The organism is Chryseobacterium sp. HNCC26DJ239 (assembly GCF_057180445.1).
Window position 1 is genome coordinate 203483 of sequence record NZ_JBXUGJ010000004.1, and the last position, 16894, is coordinate 220376.

The 16894-nt window shown below is 34.4% G+C and carries 17 protein-coding genes; 5 read left to right on the forward strand and 12 right to left on the reverse strand.

Annotated features, from left to right (window positions below):
* Positions 1 to 46: 46 nt before the first annotated feature.
* Positions 47 to 1654 (reverse strand): fumarate hydratase, encoded by a 1608-nt coding sequence (locus AC2A1D_RS10065; protein WP_484043514.1) that lies wholly within the window; start codon positions 1652 to 1654, stop codon positions 47 to 49.
* A gap of 317 nt (positions 1655 to 1971) precedes the next feature.
* On the opposite strand from AC2A1D_RS10065, the gene fumC reads away from it, so the two are divergent.
* Positions 1972 to 3366: a class II fumarate hydratase gene (fumC, locus tag AC2A1D_RS10070; RefSeq protein ID WP_484043515.1), complete on the forward strand. Its 1395-nt coding sequence runs from the start codon at positions 1972 to 1974 to the stop codon at positions 3364 to 3366.
* Positions 3367 to 3466: 100 nt separating this feature from the next.
* On the opposite strand, the gene AC2A1D_RS10075 is transcribed toward fumC, so the two are convergent.
* The 11 genes from AC2A1D_RS10075 to AC2A1D_RS10125 all read right to left on the reverse strand — a co-directional run bounded on the left by AC2A1D_RS10075 (position 3467) and on the right by AC2A1D_RS10125 (position 14375).
* Complete coding sequence (locus AC2A1D_RS10075; protein WP_484043517.1) at positions 3467 to 4498, reverse strand: porin family protein; 1032 nt, start codon at positions 4496 to 4498, stop codon at positions 3467 to 3469.
* Between the two features lie 30 nt (positions 4499 to 4528).
* Positions 4529 to 5155, reverse strand: coding sequence for a hypothetical protein (locus tag AC2A1D_RS10080; protein ID WP_484043518.1), 627 nt, complete (start codon positions 5153 to 5155; stop codon positions 4529 to 4531).
* Positions 5139 to 5702, reverse strand: coding sequence for an RNA polymerase sigma factor (locus AC2A1D_RS10085; RefSeq protein WP_484043519.1), 564 nt, complete (start codon positions 5700 to 5702; stop codon positions 5139 to 5141). Before AC2A1D_RS10085 ends, AC2A1D_RS10080 begins: the two co-directional genes overlap by 17 nt.
* Positions 5703 to 5917: 215 nt before the next feature.
* The gene (locus tag AC2A1D_RS10090) at positions 5918 to 6661 is read right to left on the reverse strand and encodes an ABC transporter ATP-binding protein (RefSeq protein WP_484043520.1); all 744 of its coding nucleotides are present in this window, start codon (positions 6659 to 6661) and stop codon (positions 5918 to 5920) included.
* Positions 6662 to 6701: 40 nt separating this feature from the next.
* A complete protein-coding gene (locus tag AC2A1D_RS10095) occupies positions 6702 to 8165 on the reverse strand; it encodes a DUF5687 family protein (RefSeq protein WP_484043521.1) in 1464 nt (487 codons plus the stop codon).
* 105 nt (positions 8166 to 8270) lie between these two features.
* On the reverse strand, positions 8271 to 9920 hold the full coding sequence (locus AC2A1D_RS10100) for a DNA repair protein RecN (protein ID WP_484043522.1): 1650 nt from the start codon (positions 9918 to 9920) through the stop codon (positions 8271 to 8273).
* Between the two features lie 108 nt (positions 9921 to 10028).
* Positions 10029 to 10931 (reverse strand): type IX secretion system protein PorD, encoded by a 903-nt coding sequence (gene porD / locus AC2A1D_RS10105; RefSeq protein ID WP_484043523.1) that lies wholly within the window; start codon positions 10929 to 10931, stop codon positions 10029 to 10031.
* A 37-nt stretch (positions 10932 to 10968) separates the two neighbouring features.
* On the reverse strand, positions 10969 to 12171 hold the full coding sequence (gene coaBC, locus AC2A1D_RS10110) for a bifunctional phosphopantothenoylcysteine decarboxylase/phosphopantothenate--cysteine ligase CoaBC (RefSeq protein ID WP_484043524.1): 1203 nt from the start codon (positions 12169 to 12171) through the stop codon (positions 10969 to 10971).
* 111 nt (positions 12172 to 12282) lie between these two features.
* Positions 12283 to 12609 (reverse strand): DNA-directed RNA polymerase subunit omega, encoded by a 327-nt coding sequence (locus AC2A1D_RS10115; protein ID WP_484043525.1) that lies wholly within the window; start codon positions 12607 to 12609, stop codon positions 12283 to 12285.
* A gap of 42 nt (positions 12610 to 12651) precedes the next feature.
* Positions 12652 to 13647 carry an outer membrane protein assembly factor BamD gene (locus tag AC2A1D_RS10120; protein WP_484043526.1) on the reverse strand — a complete coding sequence of 332 codons (996 nt, stop codon included), beginning with the start codon at positions 13645 to 13647 and terminating at the stop codon, positions 12652 to 12654.
* A 98-nt stretch (positions 13648 to 13745) separates the two neighbouring features.
* Positions 13746 to 14375 (reverse strand): TetR/AcrR family transcriptional regulator, encoded by a 630-nt coding sequence (locus tag AC2A1D_RS10125; RefSeq protein ID WP_484043527.1) that lies wholly within the window; start codon positions 14373 to 14375, stop codon positions 13746 to 13748.
* 92 nt (positions 14376 to 14467) lie between these two features.
* Here AC2A1D_RS10125 and AC2A1D_RS10130 point away from each other — a divergent pair, with 92 nt between their 5' ends.
* The 4 genes from AC2A1D_RS10130 (at position 14468) to AC2A1D_RS10145 (ending at position 16877) form a co-directional block, all read left to right on the forward strand.
* Positions 14468 to 15094: a TatD family hydrolase gene (locus AC2A1D_RS10130; protein WP_484043528.1), complete on the forward strand. Its 627-nt coding sequence runs from the start codon at positions 14468 to 14470 to the stop codon at positions 15092 to 15094.
* Positions 15087 to 15833 carry a tRNA threonylcarbamoyladenosine dehydratase gene (locus AC2A1D_RS10135; protein WP_484043529.1) on the forward strand — a complete coding sequence of 249 codons (747 nt, stop codon included), beginning with the start codon at positions 15087 to 15089 and terminating at the stop codon, positions 15831 to 15833. Before AC2A1D_RS10130 ends, AC2A1D_RS10135 begins: the two co-directional genes overlap by 8 nt.
* Positions 15820 to 16194 carry a ribonuclease P protein component gene (gene rnpA / locus AC2A1D_RS10140; RefSeq protein WP_484043530.1) on the forward strand — a complete coding sequence of 125 codons (375 nt, stop codon included), beginning with the start codon at positions 15820 to 15822 and terminating at the stop codon, positions 16192 to 16194. The genes AC2A1D_RS10135 and rnpA overlap by 14 nt, the downstream gene beginning before the upstream one ends.
* A 74-nt stretch (positions 16195 to 16268) precedes the next feature.
* On the forward strand, positions 16269 to 16877 hold the full coding sequence (locus tag AC2A1D_RS10145; protein ID WP_484043531.1) for a DUF4126 domain-containing protein: 609 nt from the start codon (positions 16269 to 16271) through the stop codon (positions 16875 to 16877).
* Positions 16878 to 16894: the final 17 nt, after the last annotated feature.

Here is a 16894-nt window from a genome sequence, read left to right on the forward strand (position 1 = left end):
AAAAGATAAAAGCTGATTTTTGCTATTTATTTTAAATTTAAACTAATTAATGCGCAAGATCTGCAAAGAAATCGTTCCCTTTATCGTCGGTAATGATAAATGCTGGGAAATCTTTCACTTCAATTTTTCTTACTGCTTCCATTCCTAATTCTGGGAAATCTACCACATCTACAGAAACGATATTGTCTTTTGCCAAAATTGCTGCAGGACCACCGATAGAACCTAGATAGAAACCTCCGTATTTTCCACAAGCGTTGGTTACATCTTTACTTCTGTTCCCTTTTGCCAACATAATCATGCTTCCTCCATGACTTTGGAATTCGTCTACGTAAACATCCATTCTTCCCGCTGTTGTAGGCCCGAAACTTCCTGAAGCCATTCCTTCCGGTGTTTTTGCAGGCCCTGCGTAATAAATCGGGTGGTTTTTGAAATACTCAGGCATTGGTTTTCCGCTATCCAACAATTCTTTAATTTTTGCGTGAGCAATGTCTCTTGCAACGATTAAAGTTCCGTTCAGCTTCAACCTTGTTTTGATTGGATATTTTGAAAGTTCTGCTAAAATTTCAGGCATTGGCTTATTCAAATCAATTTCTACCGCTTCTTCCAAATGTGGTGGTGTATCTGGTAAAAATCTCTTCGGGTTTTGCTCTAACTGCTCCAAGAAAATACCGTCTTTCGTGATTTTCCCTTTAATATTTCTATCTGCCGAACAAGAAACTCCCATTCCAACTGGGCAAGAAGCCGCATGACGAGGAAGTCTGATTACACGAACGTCGTGCGTAAGATATTTCCCTCCAAACTGTGCTCCGATCGAACTTTCCTGGCAAATTTTCTGAACTTTTGCTTCCCATTCTAAATCTCTGAAAGCTTGTCCAGCTTCATTTCCTTCTGTTGGAAGATTGTCATAATATTTTGCTGATGCTTTTTTCACCGCGGCTAAATTGGCTTCTGCAGAAGTTCCACCAATAACCAAAGCTAAGTGATATGGCGGACAAGCCGCTGTTCCTAAATCGGAAATTTTCTCCTTGATAAATTCTTCAAGAGATTTTTCGTTCAGTAAAGATTTTGTTTTTTGATAAAGGAAAGTTTTATTTGCCGAACCTCCTCCTTTTGTTAAGAATAAAAACTCGTAATAATCTCCTTTTTTAGCATAAATATCAATCTGCGCAGGAAGATTTGATCCCGAATTTTTTTCATCAAACATCGTTAAAGGAACAATTTGAGAATATCTTAAATTCCTTTTTTGATAGGTATTGAAAATTCCTTTGCTTAAATATTCGCCGTCATCAACGCCAGTATAAACGTTTTCACCTTTTTTCCCCATCACAATTGCAGTTCCGGTATCTTGGCAAGACGGTAAAGCACCTTCTACAGCAACTGCTGCATTTTGTAATAAATTATAGGCAACAAATCTGTCGTTATCAGTCGCTTCAGGATCGTCGATAATTCTTCTTAAACTTTCTAAGTGCGAAGAACGCAACATAAAAGAAACATCCGCCATCGCCTCTTCCGCAAGAAGTTCCAGACCTTTCGGATCTACGGTTAAAATTTCTCTATCTCCAAGTTTTTCAACTTTCACATACTCTGAAGTCAGTTTCTTATATACCGTATCGTCTTTTAGAATAGGATACGGATCCTGATATTTAAAATCCATTTAACTTTTTATTTATATACAAAAATACGGCTTACTAAAAAATTCATTACTAAAATCAAAAAAAGAGATTGGTATTTATAACGATTATAAATTGCAAGAGATTTTCACATTGGTTACCTTTAAAGAAACTTTTTAAATCGCAAAAGTCACAAAAGTCTTTTAAGTTATTAAAGTTAAACTCTAAGTGTTTAAGTAGAACATAAAGACCTAAAAATTTTTGATTTTATTATTTATGAACCTTATTACTCTTTTTTTTGCTTTAATTTTTAAACTAAATATTTTGTGCCTTTTGTGGTTAAACTAAATTATCCATCACAATGAATTATAGAACAGAAAAAGACACCATGGGTGAAGTGCAGGTTCCTGCAGATAAATTTTGGGGCGCCCAAACCGAACGCTCAAGAAACAATTTCAAAATCGGACCAGAAGGTTCTATGCCACACGAAATTATCGAAGCTTTTGCCTATTTAAAAAAAGCTGCTGCTTTTACCAATTCTGATTTAGGCGTTCTTTCAACTGAAAAAAGAGACCTCATTGCACAAGTTTGTGACGAAATTTTAGACGGAAAATTAAACGACCAATTTCCTCTAGTTATTTGGCAAACCGGTTCGGGAACTCAATCGAACATGAATGTGAACGAAGTGATTTCCAACAAAGCACACGTAAACAATGGTGGAGTTTTAGGTGAAAAATCAGAAATTCATCCAAATGACGATGTAAACAAATCGCAATCTTCAAACGATACTTTTCCCACCGCAATGCACATTGCTGCCTATAAAAAAGTGGTTGAAACAACCATTCCAGCTGTTGAAAAGTTGAGAAACACTTTAGCACAAAAATCAGAAGCCTTTAAAAATGTCGTGAAAATCGGAAGAACGCATTTGATGGACGCAACACCACTAACTTTAGGACAGGAATTTTCTGGTTACGTTGCTCAATTAAACTTCGGAATTAAGGCTTTAAAAAACACGTTGCCCCATCTTTCAGAACTTGCTTTAGGCGGAACTGCGGTTGGAACGGGTTTAAACACACCTCAAGGTTACGATGTAAAAGTGGCAGAATACATTTCAAAATTCACCAATATGCCTTTTGTAACAGCGGAAAATAAGTTTGAAGCTTTAGCAGCGCATGATGCGATTGTAGAATCTCACGGTGCTTTAAAACAATTGGCGGTTTCTTTATATAAAATTGCGCAAGACATCAGACTTTTAGCTTCTGGCCCTCGTTCTGGAATCGGAGAAATTCATATTCCGGAAAACGAACCCGGTTCTTCTATTATGCCTGGAAAAGTAAATCCTACACAAAATGAAGCGATGACGATGGTTTGCGCCCAAGTTTTAGGAAACGACACCACGATTTCTTTCGCGGGAACACAGGGAAATTATGAGTTAAATGTCTTTAAACCTGTAATGGCGTACAACTTTTTGCAATCTGCACAATTAATTGCCGATGCCTGTATTTCGTTTAATGACCATTGCGCCGTTGGAATTGAACCCAATCATGAAAGAATCAAAGAATTGGTCGATAAATCTTTGATGTTGGTCACCGCTCTAAACACTCATATCGGTTATGAAAATGCCGCAAAAATTGCAAAAACCGCTCATAAAAACGGAACAACTTTAAAGGAAGAAGCCATCAATCTCGGTCTTGTAACTGCCGAACAATTTGATGAATGGGTAAAACCAGAAGATATGGTTGGAAGTTTAAAATAATTTTAAACTTCTTACCGATTAAAAAGATGTAAACTTTTAGAAAAAAAACTCCGTAGAAATCAATTCTACGGAGTTTTGTTAATATGAAGAAACTAAAATTTTACCATCCGAAAGCAATTCCGAAAACCAAAGCTTTATCGTTTTCAAAATGTGAATTTTTGAAATAATTGCTGAAATCTTTTTTCACAAACAAACTTACATTATCATAAGCAACACTAAATTGCGCCCCATAAATAAAAGGATTTACCTGATAATTTGCTCTATTTCTATAGCTATAATCATCGCCTTTCACAATATTGTTGGTCGACATCTGCACACCTCCGTAAAGATTCGCACTCATTCTAAATCCATCAGAATACGGTCTGTATTGCACATCCATCCCTGCATTTTTTAGTTTTGAAAAATTATATTGAACTCCCAATGGAACCATCACATACCCCGTTCTAATTTTTGATTTATCTAAACTTCCCGCATATTGCTCCAAATCTACCCCTCCATTTTTAGTGAAAACCATATTGTTGTCTGCACGAAGTGTTCTCCACGAAAAGCCTAAACCCGAAATTAATCCCCATGCGCTGGTTCTGCTAAACTGATAATTAAACTTCAAACCAAATTCCAAATTATTTGAATATTTTACATTTTGGTCGAGCTCGTTATCGGGTCTGCTGTTCGTTAAATTCATAATTCCGTAAGAGAAATAGCCGCTAAAATCTTTTACAGGTCTATATTTTTTCAATAATTTTTCTCTCAATTCTTCATTCGAAGTTACATCTGAATTCAACAAAGAATATCTTACTTGTTTTTGAATTACCTGGTCCAAATCAAATCCCAAAGCTTCAATTCTTTCATCGATTTTTTGCGAATATTTGTCTGCAATTTGAGCTTTTTGTGTATCAAATTCAGTTTTTTCTAAATTTTTAGCTTGAAGAACTTTCAACTCGCTTTCCATCAACGTTTTTTCTTCCTGAATAATATTGTTGATTTTCTCTGCATATTCTTCAACCTTCTCTTTTACGATTGGGCTCACTTTCGTTTCCTCGTTCGATTGCAGGTTTAGTTTTAACGCTTTTTGAGCATTCATAGACGTTGCAACAAGGCACAACATTCCTGCGATGATAAATTTCTTAATCATATTCTTATATTTTTTAGTTTAAATTGAAAGTTATTTTTTGTTGAGATCGATGGTCGCTACATTGCTTCCTCCCTTAGTTTTTTCGATAGCATCTTTGTTTTCTACCGAGAAAAGAAGCGTTGCAGGGTCTACGTATTTCCTTTTTTTATTCGGAACTTTAGCTGAATCAGTTTTTGCCACCATTTTGTTCTCTAAATTTTCCTTAGAAATCTCCTGAATAATTTTTGGCGCAGTTTGCGAATTCAGCACTTCAGTTTTTGAATCTTCCTTTACAACTGGAGAAGAAATAACCGTTTTTTTAGGTTGAATTTTTGTTTCTACCGCCAGATTTTCAGTGGTTTTTATTTCCGTAGGAATATTTTGAGTTTCTTGAGTTGTAACTTGAGGTTCTTCTTTATCTAAATCTTTAGTTTTAACACCTGCAATTGCACTGTTTTCTAATTTTTTAGTTTCACTATTGAAGAATAAAACGTAGCCTAAACTCATCGTAAGAACCAAACAAGCGGCTGCTAAAACCCAACTCAGGTTTGATTTTTTCTCAGGCAAAACCGTAGTTTGCTCCTGAATATCTGTCCACAAATCTCGGGAAGGAGCGATTTCTCTTTCGTCGATTTGCTTTTTGAATTGCTTTTCGAAATTATTATTTAAGGTGTTCATTTTTCAGTTGTTTTTGTTGTTGAAAGTAAATCTTTCTTAGTTTTTCCTTCGCTCTGAAGAGTTGAGTTTTGCTTACTGCCAAAGAAATATTGAGTGTATCTGCAATTTCCTGATGCGAATATTCTTCGATTACATAAAGGTTAAAAACCATTCTGTACGCATCCGGAAGCTGGTCTAATAATTCTTGTGCATTAAAATCAAAATCTACAGGTTCTTCATGCAAATCTTCCAAAACAGAAGCGTGAACGTCGTCTAAATAAAATACCGTTTTTCGGCTTTTAATAAAGTTTAGGCATTCGTTTACCACGATTTTTCTTGCCCAACCTTCAAGATTTCCTTCGCCACGAAAGCTTTCAATATGTTTAAAAATTTTGCAAAAAGATTTTATCACACAATCTTCCGCTTGATAAATATCGGTTACATAAGATTTTGCAACGCTCAAATATTTTTTCACGGTTTGCTCGTAGAAGATTTTCTGCGCAGCCGGGTCTTGCCTTTTGAGGCGACTAAGCAAATCTTCTTTTTTATTTCCAAACAAAAGCTTCATGGTTTATTCTGTTTCTATACTAAAGACAGCAAAAGTTTAAAATGGTTACACTTTTTTTTATTTTTTTATTTAAATTAAAATAACAATCTGAAATTCAACATTATAAATTTATTAATTTTCTAAAAAAATCAAACGAAATTAAACCAAACAAGAACATCGGGCTTTACCCGATGCTGTTGATTTCGCCACTTCGTGGCTCAATTTTCTTTATTTTATTAAATTGAAGATTCTTCGGAAATAATTTCCTTCTTTTCTGAATTCACCTGGTCTTCAAAATATTTTTCAAGGTCTTTTAAAGTTTCTGGATTCGTTTGAATATCTCGTACCACTTTTCCTTTATTTAAAAGAACAATACGGTTACAAACTTCGGTTGTATGCGCAAGATCATGACTAGAAATAAGGAAAGTAACGCCATTTTCTTTCGCAAAATCACGAATCATATTTTTCAATTTAATTTGTGTAGAAGGGTCAAGATTGGCAAAAGGCTCATCTAAAATAATTGCGTCTGGCTTTCCGATTAAAGCGCCTACAATTCCTACTTTCTTTTGATTTCCTTTTGAAAGGTCGCGCACATATTTCCCAGAATTGATGATTTCACCATTAAAAAGGTCGTAAAACTGTTTCAGAAATTCATCAACAGAAGCTTTATTTTGACCTCTCAACTCACCGATAAAATAGAAATATTCTTCAGGTGTTAAATATCCAATTAAAAATGTTTCATCGATAAAAGCAGAAACTTGGTTTTTCCAGTCTTCAGATTCATTTACTTTGATATTTCCGATGCTTACGAACCCTGAACTTGCCTGAATTAAGTCTAAAACTAAGCTGAAAAGTGTTGTTTTTCCTGCTCCGTTATTCCCAACAAGACCAAATGTTTCGCCTTTTGGAATTTCCAGGTTTTCTATATCTAAAACGGTAGCTGTACCGTATGTTTTCTTTAAATTTTGTATTGTAATCATGTTGTAAAATGATGGATGTTAAGATGATGAATATTTTAATCTAATCTTTTCTGAAAGCTTCCAGAGTGCTGTATTTTTCGGTTTTATATTTTTTGATAACAATATCGAGAATTTTTTCATGGAAAATAAACCCGATTAATCCTAAAACGCCAATAGAAGTTACCGCCACAGAAATTCCAAAAACCTTTTCTACAATCCCATAAACAGCCATTGGAACAATCATTTTCGGAATCATAAAAAGAAAAACTTTAATGTTAAATGTATTTTTTTGTCCTATCCTTTTTTCTTTAGAATTCAAATCGATTGCGTTTTTATTGTAAGCTCCAGACCAAAGCGTAAACTGAGAATTTACCCCAATATTATACAAACCAGCCGCAAAAAAAGCAAAGTAAACTTCCCAACCGAAATAGGCATAAAACAGAGCAAGAACAGTACAGAACGCCGTAACAATGTTCATAAGCCACCATTTTGCTTTCAGATATTGTTTATAAGGCACATTCAGCGTCATCATCAAAGGATAATAAGCACTGTCGAAAGCGGGAACTCTTTGTCCGAAAGTCGTTTGAAAACCTCCTGTAACAAATAAACCAGCGAACATAAGCATCATCGGAGTTCGATAATATTCGTTTGAGAACATGATGAGTCCGTAGAAAACAAAAATAATACTCCCAAGAATTACCCCTTTTGTAACCTTGTTTCTTTTGAGCATTTTTATATCGTTATTAATAAACGTTCCGATGGCTCCATATTTATTAAGGAATGCAATGTTTTCGGTCTTTCCGAGTTGTTTTTTATCTTCAAGACTTTCATCTAGATAAAATGATTTTTTGATGTATCTAAAAGTAACATACCACAACGCAGCAAACAATAAAATCGCAATTGCAGCAAAATAAGGAGCTTGATAAAAACTATAAAAAATCTTTTCTGAATAGTCTAAAACAGGGAAAATATTATAATACGCCAAAGCCGAAACTCCAGCAATTACAATCCCAACGCCAATCGCTACCTTTTCTTTATCGTTAAATAAAATATTCAGAAAATTATTAAGATAAAAAAGCGAAGAAATCCCAAAAAACCATGCAAAAACATTCAAAACATGATAGCCGTTATACAATAAAATTCCAGAAAAAACCAAGAAAAACATGGAGTTTAACCAACTTAGCGGGCTCAAAAAGGTTTTAATTAAAGTATAATTTACCACCACATTTTTGGGGATATTCATACTTAAAAAAGGTTTAATATTCTGTGTCGGAATTTGCTGTATCAAATATTTTGCAGACAAATCTAACGCCCATAAAATAATCAAGAAACGAGAAATAATTTTGAGCGGGTCTTGATGCATTTCTTCTGAAACATAATAATATGCAACAAAAGACATCATTGCAAGCCACAAAACAAAGAAACAAATACCGACAATACTCAAAATCTTCATGGCAAGATTAATCCCTACCGAAGATCCCCTGAAAAAACTTTTAAACTCAAGTATTAGAAACCTTTTAAACATAGTTTGCTTTTCTCAATTGGTCAAGAAAAACACAAAAATGTTACAGAATTAATCACTAAACTTAGGTTTAATGATTATTAAAATTAATTTAATCAGTTAAAGAATTCAGCCAATCAACTCTTTCGCTTGAGCTAAAGCTGCATCGGTAATTTTACTTCCGGAAAGAAGTTGTGCAATTTCGTTGAGTTTTTCTTCGTCTGAAAGTGCAACAATGTTTGATTGCGTTTTTCCGTTAATGTCTTGCTTCACCACTTTATAATTGTCGTTTCCTTTTGCAGCAACCTGCGCTAAGTGAGAAATAACGATTAACTGCATGTCTTGAGACATTTCTCGCATCAGATTTCCAATTTCTTCCGCAACTTTTCCAGAAACTCCAGTGTCGATTTCGTCTAAAATTAATGTCGGAAGTTCATCGCTTTCTGCGATAATTTTCTTCACAGCCAACATCACTCTAGACCTTTCACCCCCAGAAACCGCGTTTTGAATAGGCTTCAAAGGAAAGCCAGAATTCGCCTGAAATAAAAGCTGAATATTTTCTTTTCCAAAAGAATTGAAGTCTTCAGAATCCTTCAAATCGATTTCTACTTTTGCTTTTTCTAAACCTAATTTTTTAAGAAGATTTTCGGTTTTAGAAATAAAAGATGGCGTATTTTTCTTTCTTTTTTCTGAAAGTTTTTTAGAAATTTCAGAAAGTAGTTTTTCTTTTAGAATGATATTTTTTTCAAGTTCGGCGATATATTCTTCCAATTCAGAAGCGCCTTTTTGCTCGCCAGAAAGTTGATTTCTAATTTCGATTAAACTTTCCACATCAGAAACATTATGTTTAATGAAAAGTGTGTTCAGTTTATTATTCAGCACAGTAAGAAGAGCCAAATTTTCTGGGTTGATGTCTACTTTTTCGGCTTCATTTTCTAGTTCCGAAACGATGTCTTTAAGTTCCACAAAAGAAGTTTCTAGCCTTTCATCCAATTCAGAAAAACTGTTGGAAACTTCAGCAATTTTGGAGATTTTATTCTTCGCTTCATTAAAAAAAGAAAAAATCCCCACTTCTTCCTGATGAAAACGTGATAAAACTTGTGCTAAATTTTCAGAAATCATCTCCGCATTTTCTTGTACCGAAAGTTGGTTTTGAAGTTCCTCGAAATCTATAGTATCGAGCTCTATTTCTTCCAATTCATTCAAAAGAAAACTTTTATAGTCACTTTCTTTATTGTTTTCGGAAAGCTGAGTTTTATACTTTTTAAGCTGAAGTTTCATGCTTTGAAAATCAGAAAACTCTTTTTGATATTCTTCTAAAAGCTTCTTATTTCCGGAAATTCCATCAATAATTTTAAACTGATATTCAGAAGAAAAAAGATTAGACGTTTCAAACTGAGAATGAATGTCGATTAACTGCGAAGAAAGCTCTTTCAAAACATCCAAAGTCACAGGAACATCATTAATAAACGCTCTAGATTTTCCCGAAGGCAAAATTTCTCTTCGGATAATGGTTTGATGCTCATAATCGAGGTCGTTTTCGATAAAGAATTTTTTGAAACGGTTGTTCAGCGAAAATTCAGTCTCTACAATGCTTTTTGCTTCAGAATTGGCAATCGATTTCAGGTCTGCTCTTTCGCCCAAAATAAGACGCAACGCTCCGAGAATAATAGATTTTCCAGCACCGGTTTCTCCGGTAATTACCTGTAAACCTTTATTTAAATTTACTTCAAGCACATCGATAAGTGCAAAGTTTTTAATATAAATTCTCGAAAGCATATTTTATGATGTCTGCATTTAGTAATGCAAATATAATTTTTTAGGAATGAAAATTCTACAAAAAAACAATAAGAACAGCGCGATTTTAAGCGGATTTAAGTTTGAAATTTACTTCCACTTATTCCACTTTGTTTCGGTGTATTTTGGAGCAAAAACAATCATAAATTGCTTCAAATCGTTGATATTTACGCTTCCGTTGTTGGTAGAATTAAAGATATTATAAATTTCGTCGCTCTTATTATCCATAAAAAGATTGAAGAAATAATTCTGCTGGAAATTGTTTTCGTACATTTTTAACTGCATTAAAGCGTCAAAAATCACTTTTTTGCCCATACTTTGGTCTTGATTGTACAAATTATCTAGACCCGCTCTGTGATAACTGTAAATGGTTGCACGAAGTTGATTCATGTTTGGATTCAAAATAAGACCAATCAAAATAGAGCGACTTCTAGGCTCGTTTACCAAATTCCACCCGTCATAGCCTTTGTTTTGGGAATTCTGAGCAATTTGTTGCGCTTTCGAAAACCATGGAGTTCCCCCATTAGACTGAAAACTATCTGCATCATACCCCAAAATTACATAGACGTAAAAGCTGATAACATCAATTAAATTTTTACCAGAAAACTGTCTTTCATTGAATACAAGATTCTCGTTTTCAACATATTCAAAATTAAATCTAGTATCTTGAAGATTCAACAAAGGAGATTCGTAAGAAGAATTAAAAACTGGGCGAACAGCCTGTACAACGATACTTCCTTTATATCTGTTTCCATCTCTTTCAGCAAGGATAATAGAAAAATTAGATTTAATTTTCTCGAAATTCTGCAATTTTTTGCCAGTCCAGCTTGTATTGTTGATGAAGTCTCGTAAACTTTTTTCTAAAGCCTTAAAAGCCTGCGTATTACTCCCCTGAATTTGTTGCGAATTTACCTGCACAGTAGCCAAAAGCTCCTGAGCATAAGAAAACTGAGCTAGTAAAAACAGAAAAATTATGATGATATTTCTTTTCATTTCTAAGGTAAAAATTGAGAACGGAAATTTATAAAATTTATTTTAAAATCTGATTTTCAAGGAAATCGAGAATATCTTTTGCGACAGAATCTTTAGATTTTAATTCAAATTCTTTCTTTTCTGTAGGGGTGAATATTTTAATTTTATTGGTGTCGTTTTTGAAACCTGCTCCTTCGTCTCGAAGCGAGTTCAAAACAATCATATCAAGGTTCTTTTTATGAAGTTTTCCCAGCGCATTTTCTTCTTCATTTTGAGTTTCAAGCGCAAAACCTACCAAAAACTGGTGCTTTTTCTGCTCTCCCATTGTTTTCAAAATGTCTGGATTTTTAATCAATTCAATGGTAAAACTATCTTCATTTTTTTTAATCTTCTCAGAAGCAACAACTTTCGGTGTGTAATCTGCAACAGCCGCACTTGCAATTCCGATGTCTACTTTATCATAAAATTCAAAAACTTTATCAAACATTTCCTTTGCAGAAACCACTTTGTGAATTTCGATATTGTCACGGGAAATTTTTTCTGCACTTGGCCCTGAAATTAAAATTACTTTCGCGCCGCGTTTTGAGGCTTCATCTGCCAAAGCGAAACCCATTTTTCCAGAAGAATGATTCCCTATAAAACGAACGGGGTCTATCGCTTCATATGTTGGGCCTGCTGTAATCAAAACAGTTTTTCCAGCTAAATTTTGATTTGAATTTTCATTAAAAAACAGTTCGATTGCTTGAGAAATCGTATCTGGTTCTGCCATTCTTCCCTGCCCGAACAAACCACTCGCCAATTCGCCACTTTCTGCAGGAATGATGGTGTGACCAAAACTTTCCGCCAAATCAAGATTTTTCTTTGTAGAAGGATGTTGATACATGTCTAAATCCATCGCCGGAGCAATAAAAACAGGGCATTTTGCCGACATATACGTTGCAATAACAAGATTATCACAAATTCCGTTCACCATCTTTGCCAAAGTGTTGGCTGTACAAGGTGCAACAATCATTAAATCTGCCCAAAGTGCCAATTCTACATGACTATTCCATGTTCCGTTATCGACATAAAAATCACTGTAAACAGGTTTTTTAGACAAAGTAGCTATACTCAACTTGGTTACAAAATGTTCTGCATCGGGCGTCATAATTACCTGAACATCTGCTCCTTTCTTGATTAAATCACGAATAAGGAAATGGATTTTGTAAGCAGCAATACCTCCTGAAATAGCGATGAGAATTTTTTTCCCGGCAATAGTCATGAATTTTGTTTTAAAGCACTAAAATACTTAATTTTTAACGAAAAGCATATAAAAGCAAAGGTCATAAAAGAAAAATCTCTTATGACCTTTGTTTATGAAATAAACTTACGCTTATTTTGTTCTGTCTTCAGTTTTTCTGAAGTAAACGTCGTCGTTCAACCATTCTTCAATCGCAATAGAAGTTGGCTTTGGTAGTTTTTCGTAATGTTTAGAGATTTCGATCTGCTCTCTGTTTTCAAAAACTTCTTCTAGAGTAGAATTGTGCACAGCAAATTCGTCTAGTTTATTGTGAAGCTCTGTACGGATTTCTGCATTGATCTGTTCTGCTCTCTTCCCCATGATAACAATCGCCTCATAGATTGATCCTACTTTGTCTTCAATCTTATCTTTATCGTAAGTAATTGTATTTACTTCTGCTTTTGTATCTTTTACGCTCATTTTGAGAAAATTAATTAATTTTTAAGATGGCAAATATACAACTTATCTTTGAATTTTGAAAGTCGCTGCAGGTGGAGGCGTCTGAAGTGCCGCACTGTCTCTCTGCATTTGCATTGCCTGCTTTTCGTTATCGATTTGATTTTTTATTTGCTCGTTTGTTTTAGCTTTCTTAGCATCTTGCTCTGCAAGTTTTTTCTGTCTTTCAGTAAGCTGAGCAATTTTAGCTTCAGTATCTTTCTTTACCACAACAAACTGTTGTCTCTCCTTTTCTAGCTTTACTCTTAGATCTGCTGCTGTTTTAGCATATTCTGTATTAGGAAGCTCTTTTTCTACCTGTTTTGTAAAGGCTAAAGCACTTTCAATACGCTCTTCTTTAAGATCATACACTGAGTTTTGCGCTAAAAGATAACGTGCATTCATCATATAATCATAAATTTTCGGGCGAAGTTTTGTACTTGGAAAATCTTCCAAAACATTTTCAAATGCAACCCCTACAGATTTATAGTCTCCCATTTTGTAGTAATGCTTTGCATTTTCATACGCTTTAAACTCTAGTTTGTAAGAAAGCTCATCAATCATACTGTTGATGTTTTTCCCTCTCTCAGAATTTGGATAGTTTGTAAGAAAATCTTGAAGCTCATTAATCGCTAATTCTGTACTTGACTGGTCTAAGTTATAATCCATAGAGCCATTATAATAACAAAGCGCAGACATATATGCGGCTTCTTCTCTTCTGCTGTCTTGAGGAAAGCTCACAGAAAAGTTTTTAAATTGGTGACCGGCCAATTTATAGTTTTTGTCGTAATAATTGGCATAAGCCGAATTGAAAACCACATTTGGAGCATCATCTGTACCTGCAACAAGATTTGGCAATCTATCGTACAAAGCCAAAGCGTTTTTCCACTTCTTTTTAGCAAAATTTTCGTTGGCGGTTTTAAGGATAAAGTTTTTATCCGCACTGGTTAATGCTTTTTGCTGAGTGCTTTTACAAGCAGCAAGTACCACTACAGCGAAAATACCTAAAATATACTTTTTCATAAGGATTTCAACAGATTCGGTATGAGTCCGAACTTTTAATTTGCAAAAATAAAACTTTTTTGGTAAAAGACTTTTTTTTATGATTATTTAACGTAAAATTAGTCTGCTGCGTATCCCAAAATAGCAAAAACAGACATCAAAGTATTTACTCTTACCTTTTTTTCTGCTTCTTTATCATAAGATTCTGAATCTTTGTAAGGAACATACAACTCATAAAAATTTTTATTCCTAATAACAAAAAGAGTGGATCCTATAATTAAAGTAAGTAAATCTTCTGGTTTGGGAGCATAAGTAAAAACTCCCGACGCGACCCCTTTTTTGGTTACTTCATCTATTTTTTTCACAAAAAGCTGGTAACAATCAAGCAATTCTGTCTTTACTTGTTCAGAATGCCTGAGTTCTTGCGTTACAAACCCATGAAAATAATTATATCTAAAAAGCTGCGCGATAATAAATTTCACCATTTCTTTCATCTGCATTTCTGGTTTTCCATCTTTAATGGTATCTGCAAACTCTGAAAAATTTTCTCTCGTTTTCAAAACCCTGTATTGGTAGAGATAAGACATCATCTTTTCTTTAGAACCAAAATAATAAGAAATCATGGCAACATTAATATTCGCCTTAGAGCAAATATCTCGTACAGACGTGCCATCGTAGCCTTTTTGCGCAATAAGCTCTTCTGCAATATCTAAAATATGAATCTGTTTATCGGTAAACTTTTTCTTCATCTTTTCACACTTTGCCTTAAAATTAAGAAAAATTGTGAAAAGGATAAACAACTGTTTGAAAAATAACTCCAATTTTTTAACTATTTTTGAATATGTCTTACTTTGATTTCCATCATCATAAAATAAATGCTTCTTCCGGAATCTATAATGTAGATCTTTATAATAAGACTCCCGGAACATTGTACTCTATAGGAATTCATCCAAAAGATATTGATGAGAAAAATCTTTCTTGCCAGTTTGATTGGCTAAAGAACAACATTGATTCTCATTGTTTTGCTATTGGAGAATGTGGTCTAGATTCTATGGTTACAGCAAATTCAGAACTTCAAGGAAGAGTTTTTCTGGAGCAAATTAACATTGCAAATGATTTTAAAAACCCGATTATCGTTCATTGTGTAAGAAAGTTTTCTGAACTTATATCCTTTAGGAAAAAATCCAAAAATGCTATGGTAGTTCATGGTTTTAATAAAAAACAGAGCATTGCAGAGCAACTTCTTGAAAATAATTTTCACCTGAGTTTTGGAAAACCTCTTTTGTATCATCTATCTTTGCAAAATACTTTTAAAAATACGCCTTTAGATAAATTATTTCTGGAGACAGACGATGCAGATTTTAACTTGACTGAACTCTATGAAAAAGCTGCCGAGCTCAAAAAAATATCACCAGAAAATCTTCAGGATCAAATATTTGAAAATTTAGAATTTATAAAAAATGGATAAATACTGGCTGGAAAGAACGGAACTTCTCATTAAAGAAAAAGGATTAGAAAAACTTCAAAATGCCCACGTTCTTGTCGTAGGATTGGGAGGAGTAGGTTCTTTTGCCGCAGAATTTCTTGCAAGAGCCGGCGTGGGAAGTATGACAATTGTAGATGGTGACACGGTAGATATCACTAATATAAACAGACAGTTACCCGCTTTACACTCTACTGTTGGGCAAAACAAAGTAGACGTTGTGGGTGACAGACTTTTAGACATCAACCCACAACTTAACCTCATCAGAATAAACGAATTTCTAAATCCGGAAAGAATGGATGAAGTACTCGATTCTCAAAAGTTTGATTATGCTTTAGACTGCATAGACAGTGTAACACCAAAACTTTGCCTGATAAAAGCTGCAAAAAAAAGAAAAATAAAAATCATTAGTTCAATGGGAGCCGGCGGAAAATCTGACCCTAGTAAAGTAATGGTGAAAGATATTAGCAAAACTCAAAACTGCTACCTTGCAAAACAGGTGAGAAAAAGATTGAGAAAAGAAAAAATAAACAAGGGCTTTAAATGCGTTTTTTCTGATGAACTTCAAAAAGATGACAGCCTAAAGATGACAGACGGAACCAACTACAAAAGATCTTTCTACGGAACCATCAGTTTTATCCCTGCAATTTTCGGTCTTTATGCTGCCGCAGAAGTAATTAATTATTTGGTTAAAAAGACCACAACAACCCATGCAGAACTTTAAATATCCTACAGCCGAAAAGCTGAAATCTAAAAATGACATTGCCCTGCTTTTCGAAAAAGGAAAATGGAGAACACAAGGAAATCTGCGCATTATTATCCTTAAAAATAAAGAAACAACTCCGATTACAGATTTAAAATTCGGGGTTTCTGTTTCTAAAAGATATTTCAAAAAAGCAGTAGACAGAAATCGCCTTAAAAGACTTCTGCGCGAATGCTTTCGTTTAAACAAAGCTCTTTACACTGCAACTTTTGGCGAAAAAAACCACGCAATGCTTTTTTGGGTTTCTCCTGAAAAACCACAGAGTTTTTCTCAAGTAGAAGAGCTTTTTATAAAACTTTGTAAAAGCCAAATCAAAAAATAAAGCATCTTTATTTATTTTCAAAAATAAGATTGAAAAATTTGACTAAATTTAATCTTAACAAATTTGAAAATAAAATGCTCGACAACATTCCTTATTTCCCTTATCTCGCAAGTGCTTTCTTTGGTATCGGATTGGCCGCCGCCACTGGGTTCAGGGTTTTCCTCCCATTATTTGCCGTAAGCCTTTCGTCTTACCTCGGCTGGATTCCGATGAATGAAAATTTTGAATGGCTTTCTGGCTTGCCCACCTTAATTACCACAGGAATTGCTACAATTGCAGAAATTCTTGCTTATTACATTCCTTATGTAGATCATCTCTTAGATACTGCAGCAATTCCTCTTTCTACTGTCGCTGGTTCGGTTTTATTCGCCAGTCAGTTTGCAGATTTAGGCACCTTTCCGCAGTGGGTTTTAGCCATAATTGCGGGTGGAGGAACTGCAGCAACCATAAGTTCTGGATTTGCAGGAATTCGAGCCGCATCTACCGCCACAACAGGTGGTGCAGGAAACTTTATCGTTGGAAGTACTGAAACTGCAGGAGCAGGTTTTATGACGATGATTTCGATGTTGGCCCCTTTTTTTGCAGCCCTTTTGAGTATAATTCTCGTTGTTTTAATGATTGTAGGCGGCAGAAAACTAATGCGGAAAATTTCGTCTAGGAAAACAGTAAAAAATGAAACATAAAAAAAGCAGATCTTTCT